Raw genomic sequence first — 16,701 nt, 5'->3', positions numbered from 1 at the left:
TACGATTTTTTCGGTTGTATCACGCCGCTAAGGATGTGAGTTCAGCCGCAGTAGCCCCGAGTCCCTCTCTGGAGATTTTCAATGTTGAACCCAACAACGAATGCCGAACCCGTAGACCAGACCTTCGATGGTGCTGGTCTGAAGGCCGCGTTGCAGGAGTTCGGCGACAAGATCCAGGCCGCTACTGGCCGTTCACTGCTGCCGCTTGAGCTCAAAGCATTCCGCGCCCAGGTCGCTACTTGCATCGCTCATCGGCAGCCACGGGTGGTTCAGTTGGGCCTTTGCGACTTTCAGACCCGCAGTGGGCGGGCTGAGTTGATTGAGGTCAAGTTCTAACCAGAATGGCCACCCAGCGCAAGGTAGTTGCGTTCATGGCACCCAAACAACGAACATCGTGCCCGAAACCCAGCTGTCAGCTCGCACCAGAGCCTCTATGAGGTACTGCTCGCAGCTGTCGGCCCGGTCCACCCCCAGCATTTCCATTAGTAAGGCCTGAGGCTTGAAAGACCATTTCCATCTAGCGGCTGAATACGAACAGACCCCGAGCCGGGAGCTGCCGCATTCTGTTGAAGCCGAGCAGGCCATTCTAGGGGGATTGCTGAATGACCCGCGTGCTTGGGTTCGAGTCTCTGACCTGGTCGTCGAATCTGACTTCTTCCGCTCTGACCACAGGCTCATTTTCAAGGCTATTGCCAGGTTGCTTGAAGAGGGCCGGGCGCTTGATGTCGTCACGGTACAGGAGGCCTTGGAACGTGCAGGTGAGCTCTCGAATGCAGGTGGCTTGGCCTATCTGAAAGAGCTTTCCGATAACACCCCGTCCGTCGCCAACATCGCCTCCTTTGCCCGCGTAGTCAGCGAGCGTTCGCAGTTCCGGAAGATCATCGGTGTGTGCGAGGAGATCGAGCAGAGCGCCAACTCCCCAGCCGGTCGCTCCGTGGAAGATCTGGTGCATGATGCCGAAGCGAAAATGCTGTCTGTGGCCGGTCAACGGCCGAAGGAGGGCGGTCCGGTTGGCATCGAAACCCTGCTCAGAAAGGCCGTCGAGAAGATCGAAACCGCCCATGAGTCAGGGCTTGAGTCCTTGGGCCTATCGACAGGTTTCGTCGACCTCGATAGCAAACTGAGCCTGTTGCGTCCTGCTGACCTGGTCATCGTGGCCGGCCGGCCATCCATGGGCAAAACCACTTTTGCCATGAACATTGTGGAAGAGGCCGTTCTGCGGTCGGATAAAGTGGTCGTGGTCTACTCCATGGAGATGCCAGGCGATGCACTGCTAACGCGCATGCTCTCCTCGATGGGTAGCATTGACCAGTCGCGAGTCCGATCCGGGAAGCTGTTGAACGAGGACTGGACCAAGCTGACCAAGGCTGCCAACGCGCTCAACAAAAACGATCGCTTCTTCATTGACGACACGCCGGCGCTGAGCCCATCGGAGATGCGTAGCCGCACGCGGAGACTTCGACGTGTGCACGGCGAGATAGGACTGATCATGGTGGACTACCTGCAGCTGATGCAGATCCCCGGATACGGCGGTCTCAATCGGACCAACGAGATTTCGGCCATCTCCAGGTCACTCAAGGCTTTGGCCAAGGAATTTGATTGCCCCGTGATTGCACTCTCGCAGCTCAATCGCTCGGTGGAACAGCGCAAGGACAAGCGACCTGTGAATTCCGACCTGCGCGAGTCCGGCGCTATCGAGCAAGACGCAGACGTGATCATGTTTGTGTATCGAGATGAGGTGTACAACCCCGACTCCCGTTTTGCTGGTACCGCAGAGATCATCATCGGCAAGCAGCGAGAAGGCCCGACCGGTTTCGTCCGGCTTGGTTTCGAGGGTCGATACACACGCTTCGTTAATTTGGAGCCGGGTACGCACGACTTCACTGAACAAGAGATGGGGGTAGAGAGGATTGACCCTAACCCACGCCTTGGCCGCATGCCCGTCCAGAAGCTCGCAGAAGGGGCGGCGAACAAAGTCGAGAGCAAGGGTAGGGGGCGGCGCCGAAAAGGCGCGAGAAAGCCGCCATAAAGCCCGCTGACGCCTCTCCACTCGCAAGCGCCCTCAACTTACTGAACAAGATGCCCACATGAACGAAGACTACGCTTCAGAGCAGCTCGACCTACAGACTTCCTCGCTGAAGGTGCCACCGCACTCTATCGAGGCAGAGCAATCCGTGCTCGGTGGTCTCATGCTCGATAACAATGCCTGGGAGCGCGTGCTCGATCAGGTCTCCGACGGCGATTTCTACCGGCACGATCACCGGCTTATTTTCCGCGCCATTCACAAGCTGGCGGACCTGAACGAGCCATTCGATATCGTCACGCTGCATGAGCGCCTGGACAAGGAAGGGCTGAGCAGCCAGGTTGGCGGGCTGGCCTATCTGGCAGAGCTGGCCAAGAACACCCCTTCGGTGGCCAACATCAAAGCCTATGCTGCGATCATCAGGGAGCGGGCGACCCTGCGCCAGCTGATCAGCATCAGCACGGACATCGCAGACAGTGCCTTCAACCCTGAAGGCAGGAACGCTTCGGAGATCCTCGACGAGGCCGAACGGCAGATTTTCCAGATTGCTGAAGCCCGGCCAAAAACCGGCGGGCCGGTTGGTGTCAAAGACCTCCTGACGATGGCCATCGATCGCATCGACACGCTATTCAACTCTGACAGCGACATCACCGGCGTGTCGACCGGCTTCACCGATCTGGACGAGAAGACCAGCGGCCTGCAGGCGGCCGACCTCATCATCGTGGCCGGCCGGCCGTCGATGGGTAAGACTACCTTCGCCATGAACCTGGTGGAAAACGCTGTGCTGCGGTCCGAGAAAGCGGTGCTCGTGTTCTCCCTCGAAATGCCAGGTGAATCGCTGATCATGCGTATGCTGTCATCGCTCGGCCGCATCGACCAAACCAAGGTGCGTTCCGGCCAGCTGGATGACGATGACTGGCCGCGATTGACCTCGGCGGTGAATCTGCTCAACAACCGCAAACTGTTCATCGACGACACCGCCGGTATCAGTCCCTCGGAGATGCGTGCACGGACCCGGCGCCTGGCCCGCGAGCACGGTGAGATTGGCATGATCATGGTCGACTACCTGCAGTTGATGCAGATCCCGGGCTCCGCCGGCGACAACCGGACCAATGAGATTTCCGAGATCTCCCGTTCCCTCAAGGCCCTGGCCAAGGAATTCAACTGCCCAGTGATCGCCTTGTCGCAGCTGAACCGCTCCCTGGAGCAGCGGCCGAACAAGCGCCCAGTGAACTCCGACTTGCGTGAGTCCGGTGCGATCGAGCAGGACGCCGACGTGATCATGTTCGTGTACCGGGATGAGGTGTATCACCCCGAGACCGAGCACAAGGGTGTGGCGGAAATCATCATCGGCAAGCAGCGTAACGGCCCCATCGGCTTCGTGCGCCTGGCGTTCATTGGCAAGTACACCCGCTTCGAGAATCTCGCGCCGGGCATGTACAACTTCGACGATGATGAGTAGTGAGTGGCGATAGCCTGCGCCGGTAGGATTGGGATGTCGTTATGCAGAGCAGATTTCATGCTCGGTGTTGAGCATCTCCAGGATACGAAGCCTACATCCTCCTGGAGATGCCAACATGAATCAGCTGCCCGTATCCGAACTCACCTGGCCACAACAGGTCGCCCTAAACGACTACACCCTGTTCGCCCAACGCCTGCCCATTGAGGGCGCCGACAAGGCCGAGCATTGGCTTGAGCGCAAGCGCAAAGATTTCCTCGCTTGCATCATGCACATCAACGAACAGGCCAGTTACACCGCCTTCCTTGCCCGCCTAATCAAGGAAACTCCATCGCCCGCCGCCCGGGCTGCTAAACTGGCCTCTCGCCAGTGAGGCCGCGGTTGCTGGTCCTGGTCTTGATCAAAGGAAAACCCCGGCTGACTGATGTTCAGGGGCTTTTCCGGTTAGCCATCACCGCACGCAGCTCTGACGAGTGCGCATGTTGCGTGGTCAGCTTTCAGTAAATGCTCCACACACCCCGGCCAAGGCTGGGGTTTTTCCGTTTGGCGGCCCACACTAACTGCTTCCTTCTAACCAAACAGTCCGGTCACCAGCCCGCCTCATGCCAGCTGCGCTTGCAGTAAAGCCATTTGTACTTTGCAGTATTATGCGTACGCGTTATGATTTTGCAAGTCAGCCCTGGGCGGCGCATTACCGGCCGGGCGATCCGAGATCGAAGCCAATGAACAGGAAATTGTGATGTTCAAGAAGAAACCAACGAAAGAGCTTAGTGCAGAGGACGAACGCTTTTATCGTTCTGCAAGCCACGTCATGGCGATGGTTTGGATGGTAGGTGCATTGACTGCGGTCTTCACTGGGATGGCCGAGTCTGCAAATGTCTAGAAATCCCAAGAATTTACGAGTGATAACGGGCGGTAAGCCGTCGGGGCAGTCCCTCGACACAGCTGAACGCCGCAAGCAGTTAGGCCGGATACGGACTTGCTCGCGTTTTTTCTTTGAGCCCCCTTTTCTCGGGCCGCGCATGGCTCTTGCGGTAGCTGCTGCTATGGCGGTCGGAGCCCTCTCCGTGGCGGCCGTAGGCACGGGCTGGACTTCGATGCTGGCGTCGTGCGCAACATTTGCGGCAGTGCTTCGCTTCGGAAAAGCAGCAAAGACATGGGGAGCTAGGATGGATGCCTTCCTGGCTGAGTATGACCCGCTGGACAAAGAAGCATACAGACGGTTGCAGGCTATTACTGAGAAGGAAGGGTTATCGCCGTGCTTGCTGGATGAGTGGTTAAGCAGCGAATACGCTGCCATTGATTCTGCTGATGGAGTTCAACCCGCATCGGCACGCAGGGGTCGCTTTCTGCGAAAAAAGATTTAGGAACAATCGCGGTACCGCCCAAGCCCAGCCACCCGCTGAGCCGAGGCCGTAGAGGACACCGTACCCCTGACACCTGAACCAAGGACAGACTCATGAACGAATCACCATTTGCGACTCACCGCGCCATATTGGTCGACGGTAACTACTCAGCTGCTGGGTTTCTCCAGTCTTTCGCTATGGCCATGTACGCCGGCGCCGCTTTCCCGATGGATGCCAATGGGTTGCGTAACCTGGATGACAAGCACATGCAGATATTCCAGGACATGGCGGCTTCCTACCGTCGCCATGGTGAAGGCGATCCGGATTTCGTCGACGTGTGCAAGGCGATCCAAGCGAAGCGTGCCGCTTATGGCTTGCGCATCAAGGCTAAATTGGACGAGATCCGCGCATGCGACCCAGACCAGTTCGAAGGTGGTCGTCGTGAACATTCTCAATCGGTGGACTTCTACGAGCGCGAGCATCAGCTGAACATCGAACGGCGCTGGATCGACCGGACCTAGGAAAACCCGGCAGCCCACAGGGGCTGCATTGGAGAGTCGCCCGGAGTACCGATCACCCGCGATAGCCAGGCTGTCAGAAGGTAATCAAACGTCAGACCGGGCGGCTCTACCAATGTAGCAACGAGCCAAAGGAATCGCGCCATGCGTAGCAAGGATCAAGAGTTTACAGTCGGTAAAGGCCAGCAGATGTGGGGCGGCAAGTCCCATTACCCGGATCTTGTTCGTTTGGTTATTCCGAAGGACCAAGCTCTGGCTCTGGCTCAGAAGATTCTGCGTGAGCTGGAGCACGCGAAGCCAGACCAAACCCACTTGGGCGAAATCGCACTGTTCGGCCAGCTTGAAGACTTTGACGACGAGTAACGGGAAAACGCCATGCAAAAAGCTGACTGGCAAATCGTACAAATCTGGCCGGATTTCGTCGTTGAGGTGAACTGCAACGGCGGTGGCCATCGCCGGGTGTACCACGATGGTCGCATTGAGCTGATCGACTAAGGAAAACTCCATGAAATCGGGTATCCAAACATTCCAGTGCCTCCTAATCTATCTGTTTTTCTTGGGCGTAATGACCGCATGCCTTGTGACGGCTGTTCCAGCCCTGATCTACCAAGGGGTAGGGTTGTGGTACGTGCTCTTTACTTCTATCACCTGGATCATCCTATGTCTGCTCTCAATCAACTGTTACAAAGCAGTCTCAGCGTGTGCCAAGAAACGATTCGACTAACTGTTAACGGAATTCGCCATGAAGTATTGGATTGCTCAATGCGAGTCCTGTGGGACCGTTAAGCGTGCTCAAAAATCAAAGCCGACCAGCTGCACGGAAGAGATCCGCACGGGCGAGCGTTCGATTCGTCGTTGCGGGAATGAACTCACCAACCATCAGGACATCACCGCAAAGGTCGAGGCTGCGAAAGCAGCTCAGGCCCATGCAGCCGGGTAACAAGGAAAACGACGCTCAGATGATCGACGATCCAAACGTTACGAAAATAGTCAACCGGGCGATTCTTGAGCATATGGCACAGGTGTTTGGGCCAGACTCGACAGCCGCAGCTGTGCTTGCGGAAGCTGCAGAGCTTGAACGCGATGGACACGAGGTCGTGTTTTATCGTCGCGGTCGTGAGCTGTGGGTTGACCCCAAGACTAACCACTGATTTGTTCGAGGAAAAGAGCATGCAGATCAAAGTTAGAGAGGGGGACGTATTCCCCCTGAATCGGCCTCAACAGGTCTGGTGGGGGGATAGCCCCGACGTGATGCAAGTCGCCCGTTTCGCGGGTCAGGAAATGATGGCCATCACCGACGATGCCGGCGCTTTCGAGTTGGATTATTTGGGCCACATTGGTAGCGGGTTTGCCAGCATCGAGGACGCCAATGCGGCAGCGCCTGAGTTCGCTCGGGCCGTGCTGGAGCGGCTACGCAATCTCATTCAGGACGTGTAGGAAAACGTGACCATGGCACAACTGATCGAGGCGCTGCGCTCGACCGCCGCGAAGTGGCGAGCAGGCAACCAGGAACACCGTGAAGGCGTCGTGCTGGTGTGGGACGGCGACGTGTACGGCTGGAAGGATCAACTGCGCGACCCGGCCAGCGAGCGCCCAGGTGCGTACGCCGTGGACAAGGCCGGGGTGGTCTTCAAGGCCGAGGGCGGCGACGACTACAACGGTGCAAAAGCGTGGGTCGCGGTTGACCCTGATGCGCAATAGGAAACCGCCGCCGATCATCAGCCCGCCGAGTGCGGGCTTTGGCAGTACCAGGAGGCGCGTTTTGCGGCTCAATTCATGGAGATAGGGAATGGGTATTTTGGGTGGCAAGGTAGCGTCCGTACACGTTTGGACTGAAGGGGACCGTTCAGTCGGCCTCGATGGCGAGGGCGCAGAAATCCATGCGGCGGGTGATTTCTTGATCGACCTCGATGCCCTGGCTCCTGAGGATCGCCAAGCAACACTTGAGGCGTTCCGGCAGAAGATCATCGAAGCCTTCTCGCTGGCTTGGGATAAACCAGCCAAGGCAATTTTTGACATTGAGTTGGCCGACGATACGCAGGCCGCCAGTTAAGGGAAAACGTCGCCCAGGTACGCCCAAGCCCAGCCATCGATCTGGGCAGCGGCAGTAGAGGGGCACGGTAAGCGTGCCAAGGATCGAGTAGGAGAAGATAAATGACCAGCCCAGCACAGAAAGTCCCAGTTCTCGGTGCCAACTACTTGCCCAGGAACCCCGCTTCGGATGACCTCAAAGAGCGCCCCGAGGGTGAACCAGTAAGCTTTTTCGATCCGAAGGGTGACTCTTGCGGGTTTGAGAGGCTTCAGGCTCTAACCGATGCTATGGCCATGAAGCTCAACCATTCGAAGTAGCAGGGAAAACGCCATGTTGAGTCTCGTTACAGATCAGCGCCCAGGAGAGCCGGAATTGCTTGCCACGGTGAAGCACCAGGCTTTCGAAATCCGCTCGCTCGCCGGCAACGTGCTGGCAACGGTGACAGCGCCGGTATCCGGTTGGACGCATGAGCAGCTGCTGGAAGTTGCCACGCAGCATGAAGCGATTACCCGTGACGGCGCCGATGGCTACCTTGGCGCCCACTGGGTTGGTAGCACCGAAATCTGACCAAGGAAAATCCCGCTGCACAGCACGGCCCTTGATTGGGCCTTTTGCAGTACCAGGGTGCGAGTTTCGCGCCCGCGAAATCAAGGAATGCCGATGGACCGCGAAAAACCAGACTATCAAGAAGTCTTCCCCCAGGTGCTGCAATCCGCATCGTGGGAGAAGCGTGCCACGACCATGTTTGCCGGTGCCCAGGATCAACTGCCGGTGTTCGGTCAGTATGTGCGGACTGGGCCAGGCCCGGTGCCGCTGGTGAACCAGATCGGCTACGTGGTCCAGATCCGCCGTCGTCAGGGCATTTTCGGGTCCGATATCTACCTGCTGCGTCACTGCAACGGCGAGCTGGTCCAGCATTCCAACAACATGTACCTGCCACTGACCCCGGAAGAAATTGAAGCAGTGCTGCCTTGCTTTGGCAGTGTGAAACCGAGCGCTGAAGGCGAAAACCCGGTCTACGGCATTGGCGACCCAACCACACGCACAGCCGGGTTCCTGATCGAGCCACCCGAGGGCTTCGAGCTGCGCGGCGGCGAGGGGGCACGTATGCGCATGACCACCATCGGCGCCGATGGCGGCAAGACCGTCACTGACACCGTTTTCTTGTAGGAAATCACGGTACCGCCCAAGCCCAGCCCCTGCTGGGCAGCGGCAGTAGAGGGGCACGGCAAGCGTGCCCAGGATCGAGCAGGGAATGAAATGAGTCTAGGCGGGGCAATATTTTTTACGGCAGTTCTCGCGGTATTACTCGGATGGTGTGCTTCTGCATGTCGGGAAACTGAGGGGGCCTGGAAATTATGGCTGTTGTTCTTTGTGGTGACTGTTGGGCTGACGTGGTTCATCTACTTTTGCTCTGTCATGGCTGATCAACAGTAACTGTTCGAGGAAATCGCCGCGACACCCCCAGCCCCGCCAGTCGGGGCTAAGCCAGTGAAAGGGTGCCGAAGCTTTGGCATCCACCACCACATGAGGTAGTACCGATGATAGCGATTCTTCAGTTGTTGATTTTTGTGCTCCTGCTCCCGTACATCCTATTTGGCGTAGTGCTCGCCAAGATAGCGGAAGCGGTCTGCACGGTCTTCCAGCCTGTGCTTCTGCTACTTGCGGTGTGGATTGCTTCGCTCGGTGTCTTTCTCGTTCCGAGCATGATGCCAAACGACCGGCCTTGGCTGTCGCTGGTTGATTCCATCGCACAAAGCCATGTGTTGGGCGTACCAACACCGTTTGGCATTCTCGGGGTGGCAGTGTGTGTTTTGATTGTGTCCGTTATCGCAAGACAACGGCGCCCTGCGAACTGATCACAGTAATCTAGGAATTCAGGATGGCCATTAACGATAACGCTGGCGGAGGCTGCGATGAACGTTGACTACTTCGCTTGGGTGTTCAGACGTTCTCTGGTAGTGACTTTGCTGTACGTCATTGCCTGCCTGGTCGGCTGGCTGCTGTTCGGGGTCGGAAACGGCTGGAGCGCGATTGTTGTTTCGAGCCTGACCTGGGTGATGTTTTTCTGGTTGTACGCCAAAGACCCTCGCACTGAGCGGACGCACTACAACGAAACCCGAGAACGAGACGAATAGGAAATATCGAGTACAACCAACGCCTCGGCCAGTGGCGGGGCTCGGTTAGTAGAAGCGCCAGATCGGCCAGCGCAGAAAATCCAGACATGCGTTGGACTGATACCGTAACAGAGGCGCGCTTTTGGCGCGTCCATAGAGCATGAGGAAGCATTGTTTATGGGACAGGCAAAAAACCGTGGTTCTCGGGAGCAACGAATAGCAGAGGCTCAAGACAGTCGAAAGATGACTAGCAGACTGCATGCGATCATCAATGAAACGCGCATGGAAAGCGTGATTTTGCCTAAATTTCCCTGCGCAGAATGTGGTACCTGGATTACGCCAGACCCCTCGAAAAATGAAGAGCTTGTTGTTCCTGTGCGTCATGGCGTCCAGTTCGGTGAGTGCCAGCATTGTAATGCTCGGCATTTGGTTGTTTCAGCCTCAAATAAACAGGATTGCATAGCTCTTGAACCAATTCTTGCAAGCATGAAGCGCTCAATGAGTTGGGTTTGATCCAAGCACTGAACGTCTAGGAAAACGAGGCCATGACCACTACTGTGGAAGCAAAAGCTGCCGAATTGGCTGGGGCAGCCTTGGATTGGGCTGTGGCTAAGGCCAATGGTGAGAAACTGGTTGAGGTTGAAGGCAAGCACTCCGTAATCACCGGTTTCCGCCTGAATCCTATCCGTGTTCCAGGGGGTTACACGCCGTCCACCGATTGGAATCAGGGCGGCTCGCTCATCTTTGAGTACCGCGTGAATTTGATCGAGGTAAGCGAGGACTGCTGGGAGGCTTGGGTTTCTGGCCAAGAAGATCAACGCTACCAGGGTGGCGATAGCCCTCTGGTTGCCATCTGCCGCGCAGTCGTGGCTTCGCAACTGGGCGATACCGTTATGCTTCCAGAAGCACTTTTAGACGCAGAGACGCCAGCAATCAAATCACCTGCCCAGGCATAGGAAACCGACATGGAAGCCTGGGTAGCACATCAGCAATACATCCGCAGGTTCAACATGGCTATGGTCGCCCTGCTGGTGATTGGTTTGGTTCTGGCCGGGGCTGTTGGCGGCCCGCGGATGGTGGGAATCTTCTTCTTGGTTGAACTGGTGGCCGGTGGGCTGCTCGTTGGCATGGCCAACGTCGCATTACTGCTCGGTACGCCTCCTATCAACGCCACAGAAGAAGAGATTCGGGCGGCGGCCGTGGCCGGTCCCAAGTGGCTGAAGCGCCTAGTCGCCAAGCTGGATGTTCAGGCGTAGGGAAACTGTATGCCTTGGTTACAAGCGAAGGACGTCACAACCGATCCAGTTGAAGGCGAAGTCAGAAGCGCTGTTGCAGCCTACAAAATGGCCTTGGTGATGACCCATCATCAGAACTGGGCACATCGCCTGGCCTGCTGGGCGCAAGATCAGGAAGCGCTTCGGCGTGAGGCTATTCTGAACAGCACGAAGAAACGTGCTCAAGAAGTGCTTGGCAAGTCACCGGAGCATCGCGTGGTGCTAGAGAATATCGTGAAGTCGCAGCCGAGAGATATTGCTGAAAAAGACAATCTGCTTTCGCTTATGACCGGCAGCTTAAAAATATAGGAAACCAGCATGGCGAGTAAGAATTTGATGCGGCTGGGCCTCGCTGAAGCTAATTTCGGTTTTCCTTTTGAACCGCTGTATTGCGCGATGGACGATGGTATCGACTGCCCCGGTGGTTGCTGGCATTTGTTCGAGGATTTTCCCTCCTTCGACCCACTTACGCTTTCCTGGCGGAACGAAGGCAATGCTTGGGAGATCGGTGTAGACGACTCTGAAGACCTGCATGATACGCCCGCGTTTCAGCGCTGGGTGAAACCCGGTCATTCGCTTGTACGTATTGTGAAGGTTGCTAGCGCAGATCCTCAATATCATCCGCTCGCATACATGGCTCGGGTATTTTCCTGATTATATACTTTGTCAAAGGCACCTAAAAGAATGTCGCCTATGCATACCCAAGAACATGTGGCCATTGAGTTGCGTGTGGATGAGCTTTACGGCGTAGCTGCTGCCCGCTCACCTACCTATGAGACAGTGATTCATCGGGAATTTTGCGAGTCAATGCTTGAGTCGTTCCCGTATCAAGAGGGCGATATAGAGAAGTGGGCTTTTGAGTATGCGAGAGAAAAGTACGGTTACCTCACGCCGGAGGAAATAGCGGAAGAAGACTCAGAAAATAGTGAAGATGGAATATGCTCTCACGGGCTTGATTTCTGGACATGCCCAAGAGGATGCTTTGGTTGAGTCTTAAAACATCCAATTTATCGGAGCACGAGCATGGCCACTGAAACTAATGTAAGCGAGCGGATCAAGCGGGCCGAAAAGCGTGTCAATGAGCAGTTGAGCTATGGCGGAATTTTCTCCAGCACTGGGCCTCTCGGTAGCACTTTGGAATATCGCTACCATGACGGAGACTTGGATGATGAAATCGGCCAGATGCGACGCATTGCGGACGCGTTGGGTAACCTCGCTGATGCACTTGAATCTGAAGCAGCTAAGGAGTTGGCTGTGAAAGAAAGTGAAGAAGTTCAAGTGATAATGCTCCCGCTGCGAAAAATCGCAATGGGCGGTGTCTCATCGTTAATAGCTGGCGCTTATATGTTCTGGCTAGAGAGTGACGTAAGATCAAATCCCGCAGGCCGTGCAACAGTTGACCTGGTTAATGGACTTGCTGGTACTTACTTGGGCTTGACGTTCATGGTGCTGGGTGGCTCGGCGCTGCTCCTGGCTGGTCTATCTGCCAATGATCGTAGAAAGTCCGCTACGGAAAACGGAAAATGATACTGGCACGTAAAAAATAAAATGTCGCAAATTATATTAATTTGATTGGAAGTGTGTGCGGGGTTCAGTGATTCTAGGCACCTCATGGCGCAACTGTGAAGGAAAAGTCTGATGCGATATATGCTTTGCGTTGTTCAGCATTACTTAACCGGGAAACTCACCATCACGCATGCGGTTTATGCCCTTCGCAAGATGCCGTTGGCTGTCACCAGTAAAGGCAAAACATGGGTCGTCGACCCTGATTTCAAAGGTTGAGAACAATTCCATGTTGAATCTAATTACCGATCAGCGCGAAGGCGAGCCGGATTTGTTGACATCGGTCAAGCATGCGAATTTTGAAGTCCGCTCACTCGCCGGCGTCGTGCTCAAAACAATTACCGCCCCTGAAGGAGGGTGGACTCACGAACAGTTGGTTGCTGTTGCGGTAGCAAATGAGCAGATCACCCGCGACGGCGCCGATGGATACCTCGGAGGGCAGTGGATTGGCAGTACCGAACTCTGACGAAGGACAAGACAGGGCCAGCCATAAGCCGAAAGTGGTTAGATTGATTTTGACTACTTGCGCGGGACTGCTAGTCGGGGTGTGCTGGGTGATTTGGGGCATCCCTTACCTTGTAGCAAATATGTCCCCATAAAACATTTCATCGCTACACCATGTGCAAGGCCGCACACTCAACAAAGGATCCCTGCAATGAGAGAAGCCCCGAATGTTAAGGCCATTTGGTCGCTGAGCCTAAGCGTTGCTTGTCCCGCATGCTCGCACGACTTTGATGTGTTGGAAACGCACGACCTGGCTGCTGATGGTATTGAAACCTGCGAGCACGACACGGAAGCCAGTCGGAATGTAGAGCTGTGTTGCCCTGAGTGTCAGCATGAGTTTTATGCAGACTTGGCGTACTGACCGAAGCAAGGGGAAGTACCTTTGTTGCCAGTTCAATCGCCCGCATGTAACGTATGCATACGTGTTATGAATCCATTGAGCATGAGGATGATATGAGTATGGACTGCAGTGCTGAAGCAGCATCAGCCACGAGCCTGACTGTAGAGCGTTCTGTGGTAACAAAGCTAGTCATCACGGGAGCCGTGAACCTTGACCCGATCACAGTTTTCTTGGAAGACCTTGGCGTTAGGGCCTCGCCACAAGATCACAACCCAGACTACATTTCCGGTCAGGGGAATCTGACTATCGCTTGTGCGGGAGAGAGCTGGACAGCCTACTGGGGAGGAATGGGTCAGAGGACAGTGACCCAATTCGTCGCCAAATGCGCTGACGAGTACGTCCTGAATTGCCTGAGCCGCGGCCTGAGCAGCACACGCTTCAGCGCAAAGGCTCTCAGACAGCTTTCAGTGAAGTGCATCATCGATCGCCGGCGGGAGCGCAGTGGTACCGATTGGGAGCTGGGGTATCTCAGCGCAGAGGAAGCCCGTTCGCTGTATAGGCGCCTTGATGAGCTCCGCGATGTTGATTCATTGCGGGAGTGCTGGAACCATTCCGAACTCTTGTCCCTTCTGTTCGGTGATGAGTGGCATTACCCCGTTGACCGCGCAACAGAAGACAATCCGGACTACCTGTACCTGCTCCGGATCGTCCAAGCCGTCCAGCAAGCGCTCACACAACCGGTCGAGGTAGCAGCATGAGTCGTCACGGACAACTGGCTAGCCTGCCGCCCTTCGCTAATCTGGTCATTCGGAAGCTGCAGCGCTTCGACGAGTGCGCCAGCGACGGCCAGGGAGCCGACATCGGTAACCACTGGTTTGATGTGCTCACTAAGCTGGGGTTGCTCAAGCGAGTTCAGCGAAGCCCTGGCCTGTGGGAGTTAACAGACCAAGGGGAGCAGCTGCTGGAGCCGCAATCACAGGCCCTGGGCAGCGAGGATCCAATCCGTGTTCAAGCGGATGAGGAGGAGGGCCTTCGACTGGAGTGGTTACTGGAAGGGGGCATCGCGGCTCTGGAGCATGCTGGCCAGGTCTTGCTGATTGCCCATGACACGATTACGGACGAGGAGGGTGGAGGTGAGGTCTATCTGAAGGCTCCATCTGTTTCGTCCGCTGAACAACGCGACATGGCCCGGGTGTACGACGTAATCGGCGTGCACCATGGGCAGTCTCTGAGTGTGCTTCTGACAAACTTGGAAAACATCAAGCGCTTCTCGGACTACCTGGGGGCCGTGGAGCGCGAGTTTTTCATGGTTCCAGGTGAACCGTCAGAAGAGGCCGAAGATACAGACGCTGCTGTCGACGACGAGTGCTTGCTGAGCAAGTTCCCGGCGACCAGCGTTGGGCATTACGTTGATCAGTTTCGTGAAGCGCTGGTCACGATCGGGGCCTTGCAGAGGAGCAAGCTCAGTTCGGATGACATTGACGCGCTCAAAGCTGAGTGCGGCTCGTTAAGGGCCCAACTGGCTGAGTTGCCTGCGTATATGGCTGCGCTCGAAAAATACCAGGCTGACGACGGCGAATTCGTCCGCCTGGCTGATGTGCATGCGGCACTGTCCGCCTGCGCTGGTCGGACCGAGGCAACTGGGTATCGCCTGCTGGCGCCAGGCGAGACGATGCAAGCAGATGACCAGTTCTTGGGGGATGACGCTACAACATGGCGCCAGCTGGCCGACTGCCCCGTTTTTATTGGCATGCATTATAAACGCGGGTTGCTACCCGTGCGCCGGGTAGTCCCTCCGGTGTAAGTCGTCGCCTACCTTCACCCGGCTCCGCCGGTTTTTTTTTGTCGATTCTGATCCGCGCCAATGGCCTGGTACTGCTCACCATCCTCCTGCAGCAGGGCGGCGGATCTTCATGCTGGGTGTGGCTCATCCCTCAAGCGTTAGGACAACATCGAGGTAATGCCATGCCCAGTTTTATCGCCATCAAAGCTAACTGTACCGTTCCTGAGGAAACGCATGTCCAAGCCGTGCTGAAGGAGCACGGTCGTACAGGCTTGCTATACCCGCGGATTATCGAAGATGTGGCCCGCTCTGTTCGGCAGTACTTTGAACCTATCCCGTTGGGTTCTGATGCTGTGAGTGTGTTTTCAAACGAAGTAGAGCCGCTATCGGCCCGGAGAGGCGCTGCAGCGTCACTCGGCAAGGCTCTTGAGGGACTTCAAGAATCAGCAGTACGAGGCCCCGTAAGAACGGCTCGCATCAAATGTGAGTTGGCAGCGCAATTTGGCAAGTCACACGGGGAGTTGAGCGACCGTTACTGCGAAGTAAGCGAGCTGCTCCATAAGGGTGGTGTGAATGTTTACTCCGGCAATAAATGGATCTGACAATGAAAAACTGGATGCGCCCACTCTGCATCATGGTATCGCAAGAGCTGCGTGATCTGCCTGTAGGGCTTCCACTGAATGCTACTGCAGACGGCTGGGAAGCACTGGGCCGTGCGATTACTGAAGAGAGCCTCCGTCTGGAGATTAGTGGACTTGTCTACTACCCGCGTTCTGCGACGGCTGCTTTCACGGCGATTAGCTGCGGGAAATCGGACGGAAATACACCATGACCAACTACGACACAGTTAAAACTCACATCGACATGATTCGTGCTGGCGATACAGTTCAACATAACGGCGAATTACGCACCGTTTGCAAATCGGATCTCAAATACGGTGGTTTTATGGGTACTTCACTGTTCGGTGACAGCTATCGATTGGGTACTGTGCCCGTTCAGCTGGTCCGATTCCGTCACGCTGTCTAACGAGAAGAATGAGCGCTCTGCGCTTGATTGGAACCAAGACTAAATTGAGGGGTGAATTTCATATGCAATACAAAGTGTCCTACTTGCTTGGTGACAAAATGCGTGATGCCATTATGGCGCAGAAAGAACTGGATGAATGCCGAACTCGTTGTGAGGTTGTCGAGGCTGTCGCGGTCAGCGATCAGGAGGCAGCTCCCGCGGACTCTAATTCTCAGGACCAAGCGAACGATGATTGGACTGAGTTCACCCACGGCGGCAAGCGTTGGGCGTTCGACTCGGATCAGTTGGCCTTGTGGGAAGAAGAGGAGCAGGATTTTCATTTCCATGCGTACCATGGGCTTGTTGATCCCACCATTGAGTCGGTCACCGGCTTCATTAAACGTCAAGGTTATTGACACTAGCCCCCGTGCACGCCAGCAGCGCTCGGCGTGTCGGGATTCGACATCAAAGCGATACCTACCCGGCTTCGGCCGGGTTTTTTGTGCCCAGTATTTTGGCTACCCAGTTAACGCTCTTGTTGGAGTCGACCCCGTGGTACCAGCCCTATCAAGAGCCGTGTAAACGTGCTTCACTCCCACTCTCGCTGGTCTGCTCACCGAGCACTGGGGTATCGTCGTGATCGGCGAGCCGCAGAGCCTGAGAGTGATGACATCCAAGAGCGCTACCAGGATGCCCGCCTGTACGAACTCCACCCAACCATGATCAGCAACGGAGGC

32 protein-coding genes are annotated in these 16,701 nt (G+C 55.9%); all 32 read left to right on the top strand.

Features of this window, described 5'->3' with window-relative positions; translation table 11 throughout:
• The first annotated feature begins 81 nt into the window (after positions 1-81).
• The 32 genes from RR51_RS18680 to RR51_RS18540 all read left to right on the top strand — a co-directional run bounded on the left by RR51_RS18680 (position 82) and on the right by RR51_RS18540 (position 16,380).
• Complete coding sequence (locus tag RR51_RS18680; RefSeq protein ID WP_039614365.1) at positions 82-336, top strand: hypothetical protein; 255 nt, start codon at positions 82-84, stop codon at positions 334-336.
• 163 nt (positions 337-499) lie between these two features.
• Entirely contained in the window at positions 500-2,029 is a 1,530-nt protein-coding gene (gene dnaB / locus RR51_RS18675; RefSeq protein WP_039614364.1) for a replicative DNA helicase, read from the top strand.
• Positions 2,030-2,087: 58 nt separating this feature from the next.
• Positions 2,088-3,485, top strand: coding sequence for a replicative DNA helicase (gene dnaB, locus RR51_RS18670; protein WP_004575970.1), 1,398 nt, complete (start codon positions 2,088-2,090; stop codon positions 3,483-3,485).
• 115 nt (positions 3,486-3,600) lie between these two features.
• Positions 3,601-3,855, top strand: coding sequence for a hypothetical protein (locus RR51_RS18665; RefSeq protein WP_023662165.1), 255 nt, complete (start codon positions 3,601-3,603; stop codon positions 3,853-3,855).
• Between the two features lie 366 nt (positions 3,856-4,221).
• The gene (locus tag RR51_RS31070; protein ID WP_023662164.1) at positions 4,222-4,365 is read left to right on the top strand and encodes a hypothetical protein; all 144 of its coding nucleotides are present in this window, start codon (positions 4,222-4,224) and stop codon (positions 4,363-4,365) included.
• Positions 4,366-4,651: 286 nt separating this feature from the next.
• Positions 4,652-4,849: a hypothetical protein gene (locus tag RR51_RS30625; protein ID WP_152619909.1), complete on the top strand. Its 198-nt coding sequence runs from the start codon at positions 4,652-4,654 to the stop codon at positions 4,847-4,849.
• 92 nt (positions 4,850-4,941) lie between these two features.
• Positions 4,942-5,349: a hypothetical protein gene (locus RR51_RS18655; RefSeq protein ID WP_023662162.1), complete on the top strand. Its 408-nt coding sequence runs from the start codon at positions 4,942-4,944 to the stop codon at positions 5,347-5,349.
• Positions 5,350-5,490: 141 nt separating this feature from the next.
• The gene (locus RR51_RS18650; protein WP_023662161.1) at positions 5,491-5,709 is read left to right on the top strand and encodes a hypothetical protein; all 219 of its coding nucleotides are present in this window, start codon (positions 5,491-5,493) and stop codon (positions 5,707-5,709) included.
• A 379-nt stretch (positions 5,710-6,088) separates the two neighbouring features.
• Positions 6,089-6,286: a hypothetical protein gene (locus RR51_RS30620; protein WP_063977588.1), complete on the top strand. Its 198-nt coding sequence runs from the start codon at positions 6,089-6,091 to the stop codon at positions 6,284-6,286.
• A 19-nt stretch (positions 6,287-6,305) separates the two neighbouring features.
• Positions 6,306-6,497 carry a hypothetical protein gene (locus RR51_RS18640; protein WP_128637239.1) on the top strand — a complete coding sequence of 64 codons (192 nt, stop codon included), beginning with the start codon at positions 6,306-6,308 and terminating at the stop codon, positions 6,495-6,497.
• A gap of 19 nt (positions 6,498-6,516) precedes the next feature.
• Positions 6,517-6,783, top strand: a complete 267-nt coding sequence (locus tag RR51_RS18635; RefSeq protein WP_039614363.1) for a hypothetical protein — start codon at positions 6,517-6,519, stop codon at positions 6,781-6,783.
• Between the two features lie 12 nt (positions 6,784-6,795).
• Positions 6,796-7,047 carry a hypothetical protein gene (locus RR51_RS18630; protein WP_023662156.1) on the top strand — a complete coding sequence of 84 codons (252 nt, stop codon included), beginning with the start codon at positions 6,796-6,798 and terminating at the stop codon, positions 7,045-7,047.
• Between the two features lie 88 nt (positions 7,048-7,135).
• The gene (locus RR51_RS18625) at positions 7,136-7,399 is read left to right on the top strand and encodes a hypothetical protein (RefSeq protein WP_172688331.1); all 264 of its coding nucleotides are present in this window, start codon (positions 7,136-7,138) and stop codon (positions 7,397-7,399) included.
• Positions 7,400-7,708: 309 nt separating this feature from the next.
• Complete coding sequence (locus RR51_RS18615; RefSeq protein ID WP_039614361.1) at positions 7,709-7,945, top strand: hypothetical protein; 237 nt, start codon at positions 7,709-7,711, stop codon at positions 7,943-7,945.
• Positions 7,946-8,038: 93 nt separating this feature from the next.
• On the top strand, positions 8,039-8,548 hold the full coding sequence (locus RR51_RS18610) for a hypothetical protein (protein ID WP_039614360.1): 510 nt from the start codon (positions 8,039-8,041) through the stop codon (positions 8,546-8,548).
• Between the two features lie 371 nt (positions 8,549-8,919).
• Positions 8,920-9,237, top strand: coding sequence for a hypothetical protein (locus RR51_RS18605; RefSeq protein WP_039614359.1), 318 nt, complete (start codon positions 8,920-8,922; stop codon positions 9,235-9,237).
• A 57-nt stretch (positions 9,238-9,294) separates the two neighbouring features.
• Positions 9,295-9,516: a hypothetical protein gene (locus RR51_RS18600; RefSeq protein WP_023383640.1), complete on the top strand. Its 222-nt coding sequence runs from the start codon at positions 9,295-9,297 to the stop codon at positions 9,514-9,516.
• 156 nt (positions 9,517-9,672) lie between these two features.
• The gene (locus tag RR51_RS30615; RefSeq protein ID WP_128637215.1) at positions 9,673-10,008 is read left to right on the top strand and encodes a hypothetical protein; all 336 of its coding nucleotides are present in this window, start codon (positions 9,673-9,675) and stop codon (positions 10,006-10,008) included.
• A gap of 32 nt (positions 10,009-10,040) precedes the next feature.
• Positions 10,041-10,451, top strand: a complete 411-nt coding sequence (locus RR51_RS18595; protein WP_023662033.1) for a phage protein NinX family protein — start codon at positions 10,041-10,043, stop codon at positions 10,449-10,451.
• 9 nt (positions 10,452-10,460) lie between these two features.
• Positions 10,461-10,751, top strand: coding sequence for a hypothetical protein (locus RR51_RS18590; protein WP_023662034.1), 291 nt, complete (start codon positions 10,461-10,463; stop codon positions 10,749-10,751).
• A 9-nt stretch (positions 10,752-10,760) separates the two neighbouring features.
• Positions 10,761-11,078 (top strand): hypothetical protein, encoded by a 318-nt coding sequence (locus RR51_RS18585; RefSeq protein ID WP_039614358.1) that lies wholly within the window; start codon positions 10,761-10,763, stop codon positions 11,076-11,078.
• Positions 11,079-11,087: 9 nt separating this feature from the next.
• Positions 11,088-11,423 (top strand): hypothetical protein, encoded by a 336-nt coding sequence (locus RR51_RS30610; protein WP_152619908.1) that lies wholly within the window; start codon positions 11,088-11,090, stop codon positions 11,421-11,423.
• A 39-nt stretch (positions 11,424-11,462) separates the two neighbouring features.
• Positions 11,463-11,759 carry a hypothetical protein gene (locus RR51_RS18575; protein ID WP_052261079.1) on the top strand — a complete coding sequence of 99 codons (297 nt, stop codon included), beginning with the start codon at positions 11,463-11,465 and terminating at the stop codon, positions 11,757-11,759.
• A gap of 33 nt (positions 11,760-11,792) precedes the next feature.
• A complete protein-coding gene (locus RR51_RS18570; protein WP_039614355.1) occupies positions 11,793-12,296 on the top strand; it encodes a hypothetical protein in 504 nt (167 codons plus the stop codon).
• A gap of 111 nt (positions 12,297-12,407) precedes the next feature.
• Entirely contained in the window at positions 12,408-12,551 is a 144-nt protein-coding gene (locus tag RR51_RS31275) for a hypothetical protein (RefSeq protein WP_177328671.1), read from the top strand.
• A 10-nt stretch (positions 12,552-12,561) separates the two neighbouring features.
• Positions 12,562-12,798 (top strand): hypothetical protein, encoded by a 237-nt coding sequence (locus RR51_RS18565; protein ID WP_039614354.1) that lies wholly within the window; start codon positions 12,562-12,564, stop codon positions 12,796-12,798.
• Positions 12,799-13,538: 740 nt separating this feature from the next.
• Positions 13,539-13,934, top strand: a complete 396-nt coding sequence (locus RR51_RS31595) for a hypothetical protein (protein WP_231115677.1) — start codon at positions 13,539-13,541, stop codon at positions 13,932-13,934.
• A complete protein-coding gene (locus RR51_RS31420) occupies positions 13,931-14,980 on the top strand; it encodes a hypothetical protein (protein ID WP_039614352.1) in 1,050 nt (349 codons plus the stop codon). The genes RR51_RS31595 and RR51_RS31420 overlap by 4 nt, the downstream gene beginning before the upstream one ends.
• Positions 14,981-15,018: 38 nt before the next feature.
• The gene (locus RR51_RS30605; RefSeq protein WP_128637217.1) at positions 15,019-15,561 is read left to right on the top strand and encodes a hypothetical protein; all 543 of its coding nucleotides are present in this window, start codon (positions 15,019-15,021) and stop codon (positions 15,559-15,561) included.
• Positions 15,562-15,563: 2 nt separating this feature from the next.
• Positions 15,564-15,791 (top strand): hypothetical protein, encoded by a 228-nt coding sequence (locus tag RR51_RS30600; RefSeq protein ID WP_128637219.1) that lies wholly within the window; start codon positions 15,564-15,566, stop codon positions 15,789-15,791.
• Positions 15,788-15,985 (top strand): hypothetical protein, encoded by a 198-nt coding sequence (locus tag RR51_RS31270; protein ID WP_039614351.1) that lies wholly within the window; start codon positions 15,788-15,790, stop codon positions 15,983-15,985. The genes RR51_RS30600 and RR51_RS31270 overlap by 4 nt, the downstream gene beginning before the upstream one ends.
• An 8-nt stretch (positions 15,986-15,993) precedes the next feature.
• The gene (locus tag RR51_RS18540) at positions 15,994-16,380 is read left to right on the top strand and encodes a hypothetical protein (RefSeq protein ID WP_023662039.1); all 387 of its coding nucleotides are present in this window, start codon (positions 15,994-15,996) and stop codon (positions 16,378-16,380) included.
• Positions 16,381-16,701: the final 321 nt, after the last annotated feature.

Origin of the sequence: Pseudomonas sp. C5pp (genome assembly GCF_000814065.1) — a bacterium.
GTDB lineage: Bacteria > Pseudomonadota > Gammaproteobacteria > Pseudomonadales > Pseudomonadaceae > Aquipseudomonas > Aquipseudomonas asiatica.
Note: the sequence above shows the minus strand (reverse complement) of the source record. Positions and strands in the feature narration are given on the sequence as shown.

Bases quoted from the DNA above. Each gene is read 5' to 3' on its own strand.
- RR51_RS18635 (WP_039614363.1), top strand. From the start codon at position 6,517: ATGCAGATCAAAGTTAGAGAGGGGGACGTATTCCCCCTGAATCGGCCT.
- RR51_RS30600 (WP_128637219.1), top strand. From the start codon at position 15,564: ATGAAAAACTGGATGCGCCCACTCTGCATCATGGTATCGCAAGAGCTG.
- RR51_RS18600 (WP_023383640.1), top strand. From the start codon at position 9,295: ATGAACGTTGACTACTTCGCTTGGGTGTTCAGACGTTCTCTGGTAGTG.
- RR51_RS31275 (WP_177328671.1), top strand. From the start codon at position 12,408: ATGCGATATATGCTTTGCGTTGTTCAGCATTACTTAACCGGGAAACTC.
- RR51_RS18590 (WP_023662034.1), top strand. From the start codon at position 10,461: ATGGAAGCCTGGGTAGCACATCAGCAATACATCCGCAGGTTCAACATG.
- RR51_RS18650 (WP_023662161.1), top strand. From the start codon at position 5,491: ATGCGTAGCAAGGATCAAGAGTTTACAGTCGGTAAAGGCCAGCAGATG.
- RR51_RS18655 (WP_023662162.1), top strand. From the start codon at position 4,942: ATGAACGAATCACCATTTGCGACTCACCGCGCCATATTGGTCGACGGT.
- RR51_RS18595 (WP_023662033.1), top strand. From the start codon at position 10,041: ATGACCACTACTGTGGAAGCAAAAGCTGCCGAATTGGCTGGGGCAGCC.
- RR51_RS18605 (WP_039614359.1), top strand. From the start codon at position 8,920: ATGATAGCGATTCTTCAGTTGTTGATTTTTGTGCTCCTGCTCCCGTAC.
- RR51_RS18585 (WP_039614358.1), top strand. From the start codon at position 10,761: ATGCCTTGGTTACAAGCGAAGGACGTCACAACCGATCCAGTTGAAGGC.
- RR51_RS31070 (WP_023662164.1), top strand. From the start codon at position 4,222: ATGTTCAAGAAGAAACCAACGAAAGAGCTTAGTGCAGAGGACGAACGC.
- RR51_RS30625 (WP_152619909.1), top strand. From the start codon at position 4,652: ATGGATGCCTTCCTGGCTGAGTATGACCCGCTGGACAAAGAAGCATAC.
- RR51_RS31270 (WP_039614351.1), top strand. From the start codon at position 15,788: ATGACCAACTACGACACAGTTAAAACTCACATCGACATGATTCGTGCT.
- RR51_RS18565 (WP_039614354.1), top strand. From the start codon at position 12,562: ATGTTGAATCTAATTACCGATCAGCGCGAAGGCGAGCCGGATTTGTTG.
- RR51_RS18625 (WP_172688331.1), top strand. From the start codon at position 7,136: ATGGGTATTTTGGGTGGCAAGGTAGCGTCCGTACACGTTTGGACTGAA.
- RR51_RS30615 (WP_128637215.1), top strand. From the start codon at position 9,673: ATGGGACAGGCAAAAAACCGTGGTTCTCGGGAGCAACGAATAGCAGAG.
- RR51_RS18630 (WP_023662156.1), top strand. From the start codon at position 6,796: ATGGCACAACTGATCGAGGCGCTGCGCTCGACCGCCGCGAAGTGGCGA.
- RR51_RS18575 (WP_052261079.1), top strand. From the start codon at position 11,463: ATGCATACCCAAGAACATGTGGCCATTGAGTTGCGTGTGGATGAGCTT.
- RR51_RS30610 (WP_152619908.1), top strand. From the start codon at position 11,088: ATGGCGAGTAAGAATTTGATGCGGCTGGGCCTCGCTGAAGCTAATTTC.
- RR51_RS18680 (WP_039614365.1), top strand. From the start codon at position 82: ATGTTGAACCCAACAACGAATGCCGAACCCGTAGACCAGACCTTCGAT.
- RR51_RS18610 (WP_039614360.1), top strand. From the start codon at position 8,039: ATGGACCGCGAAAAACCAGACTATCAAGAAGTCTTCCCCCAGGTGCTG.
- RR51_RS18540 (WP_023662039.1), top strand. From the start codon at position 15,994: ATGAGCGCTCTGCGCTTGATTGGAACCAAGACTAAATTGAGGGGTGAA.
- RR51_RS18665 (WP_023662165.1), top strand. From the start codon at position 3,601: ATGAATCAGCTGCCCGTATCCGAACTCACCTGGCCACAACAGGTCGCC.
- RR51_RS30620 (WP_063977588.1), top strand. From the start codon at position 6,089: ATGAAGTATTGGATTGCTCAATGCGAGTCCTGTGGGACCGTTAAGCGT.
- RR51_RS31420 (WP_039614352.1), top strand. From the start codon at position 13,931: ATGAGTCGTCACGGACAACTGGCTAGCCTGCCGCCCTTCGCTAATCTG.
- RR51_RS18640 (WP_128637239.1), top strand. From the start codon at position 6,306: ATGATCGACGATCCAAACGTTACGAAAATAGTCAACCGGGCGATTCTT.
- RR51_RS18615 (WP_039614361.1), top strand. From the start codon at position 7,709: ATGTTGAGTCTCGTTACAGATCAGCGCCCAGGAGAGCCGGAATTGCTT.
- dnaB (WP_004575970.1), top strand. From the start codon at position 2,088: ATGAACGAAGACTACGCTTCAGAGCAGCTCGACCTACAGACTTCCTCG.
- RR51_RS18570 (WP_039614355.1), top strand. From the start codon at position 11,793: ATGGCCACTGAAACTAATGTAAGCGAGCGGATCAAGCGGGCCGAAAAG.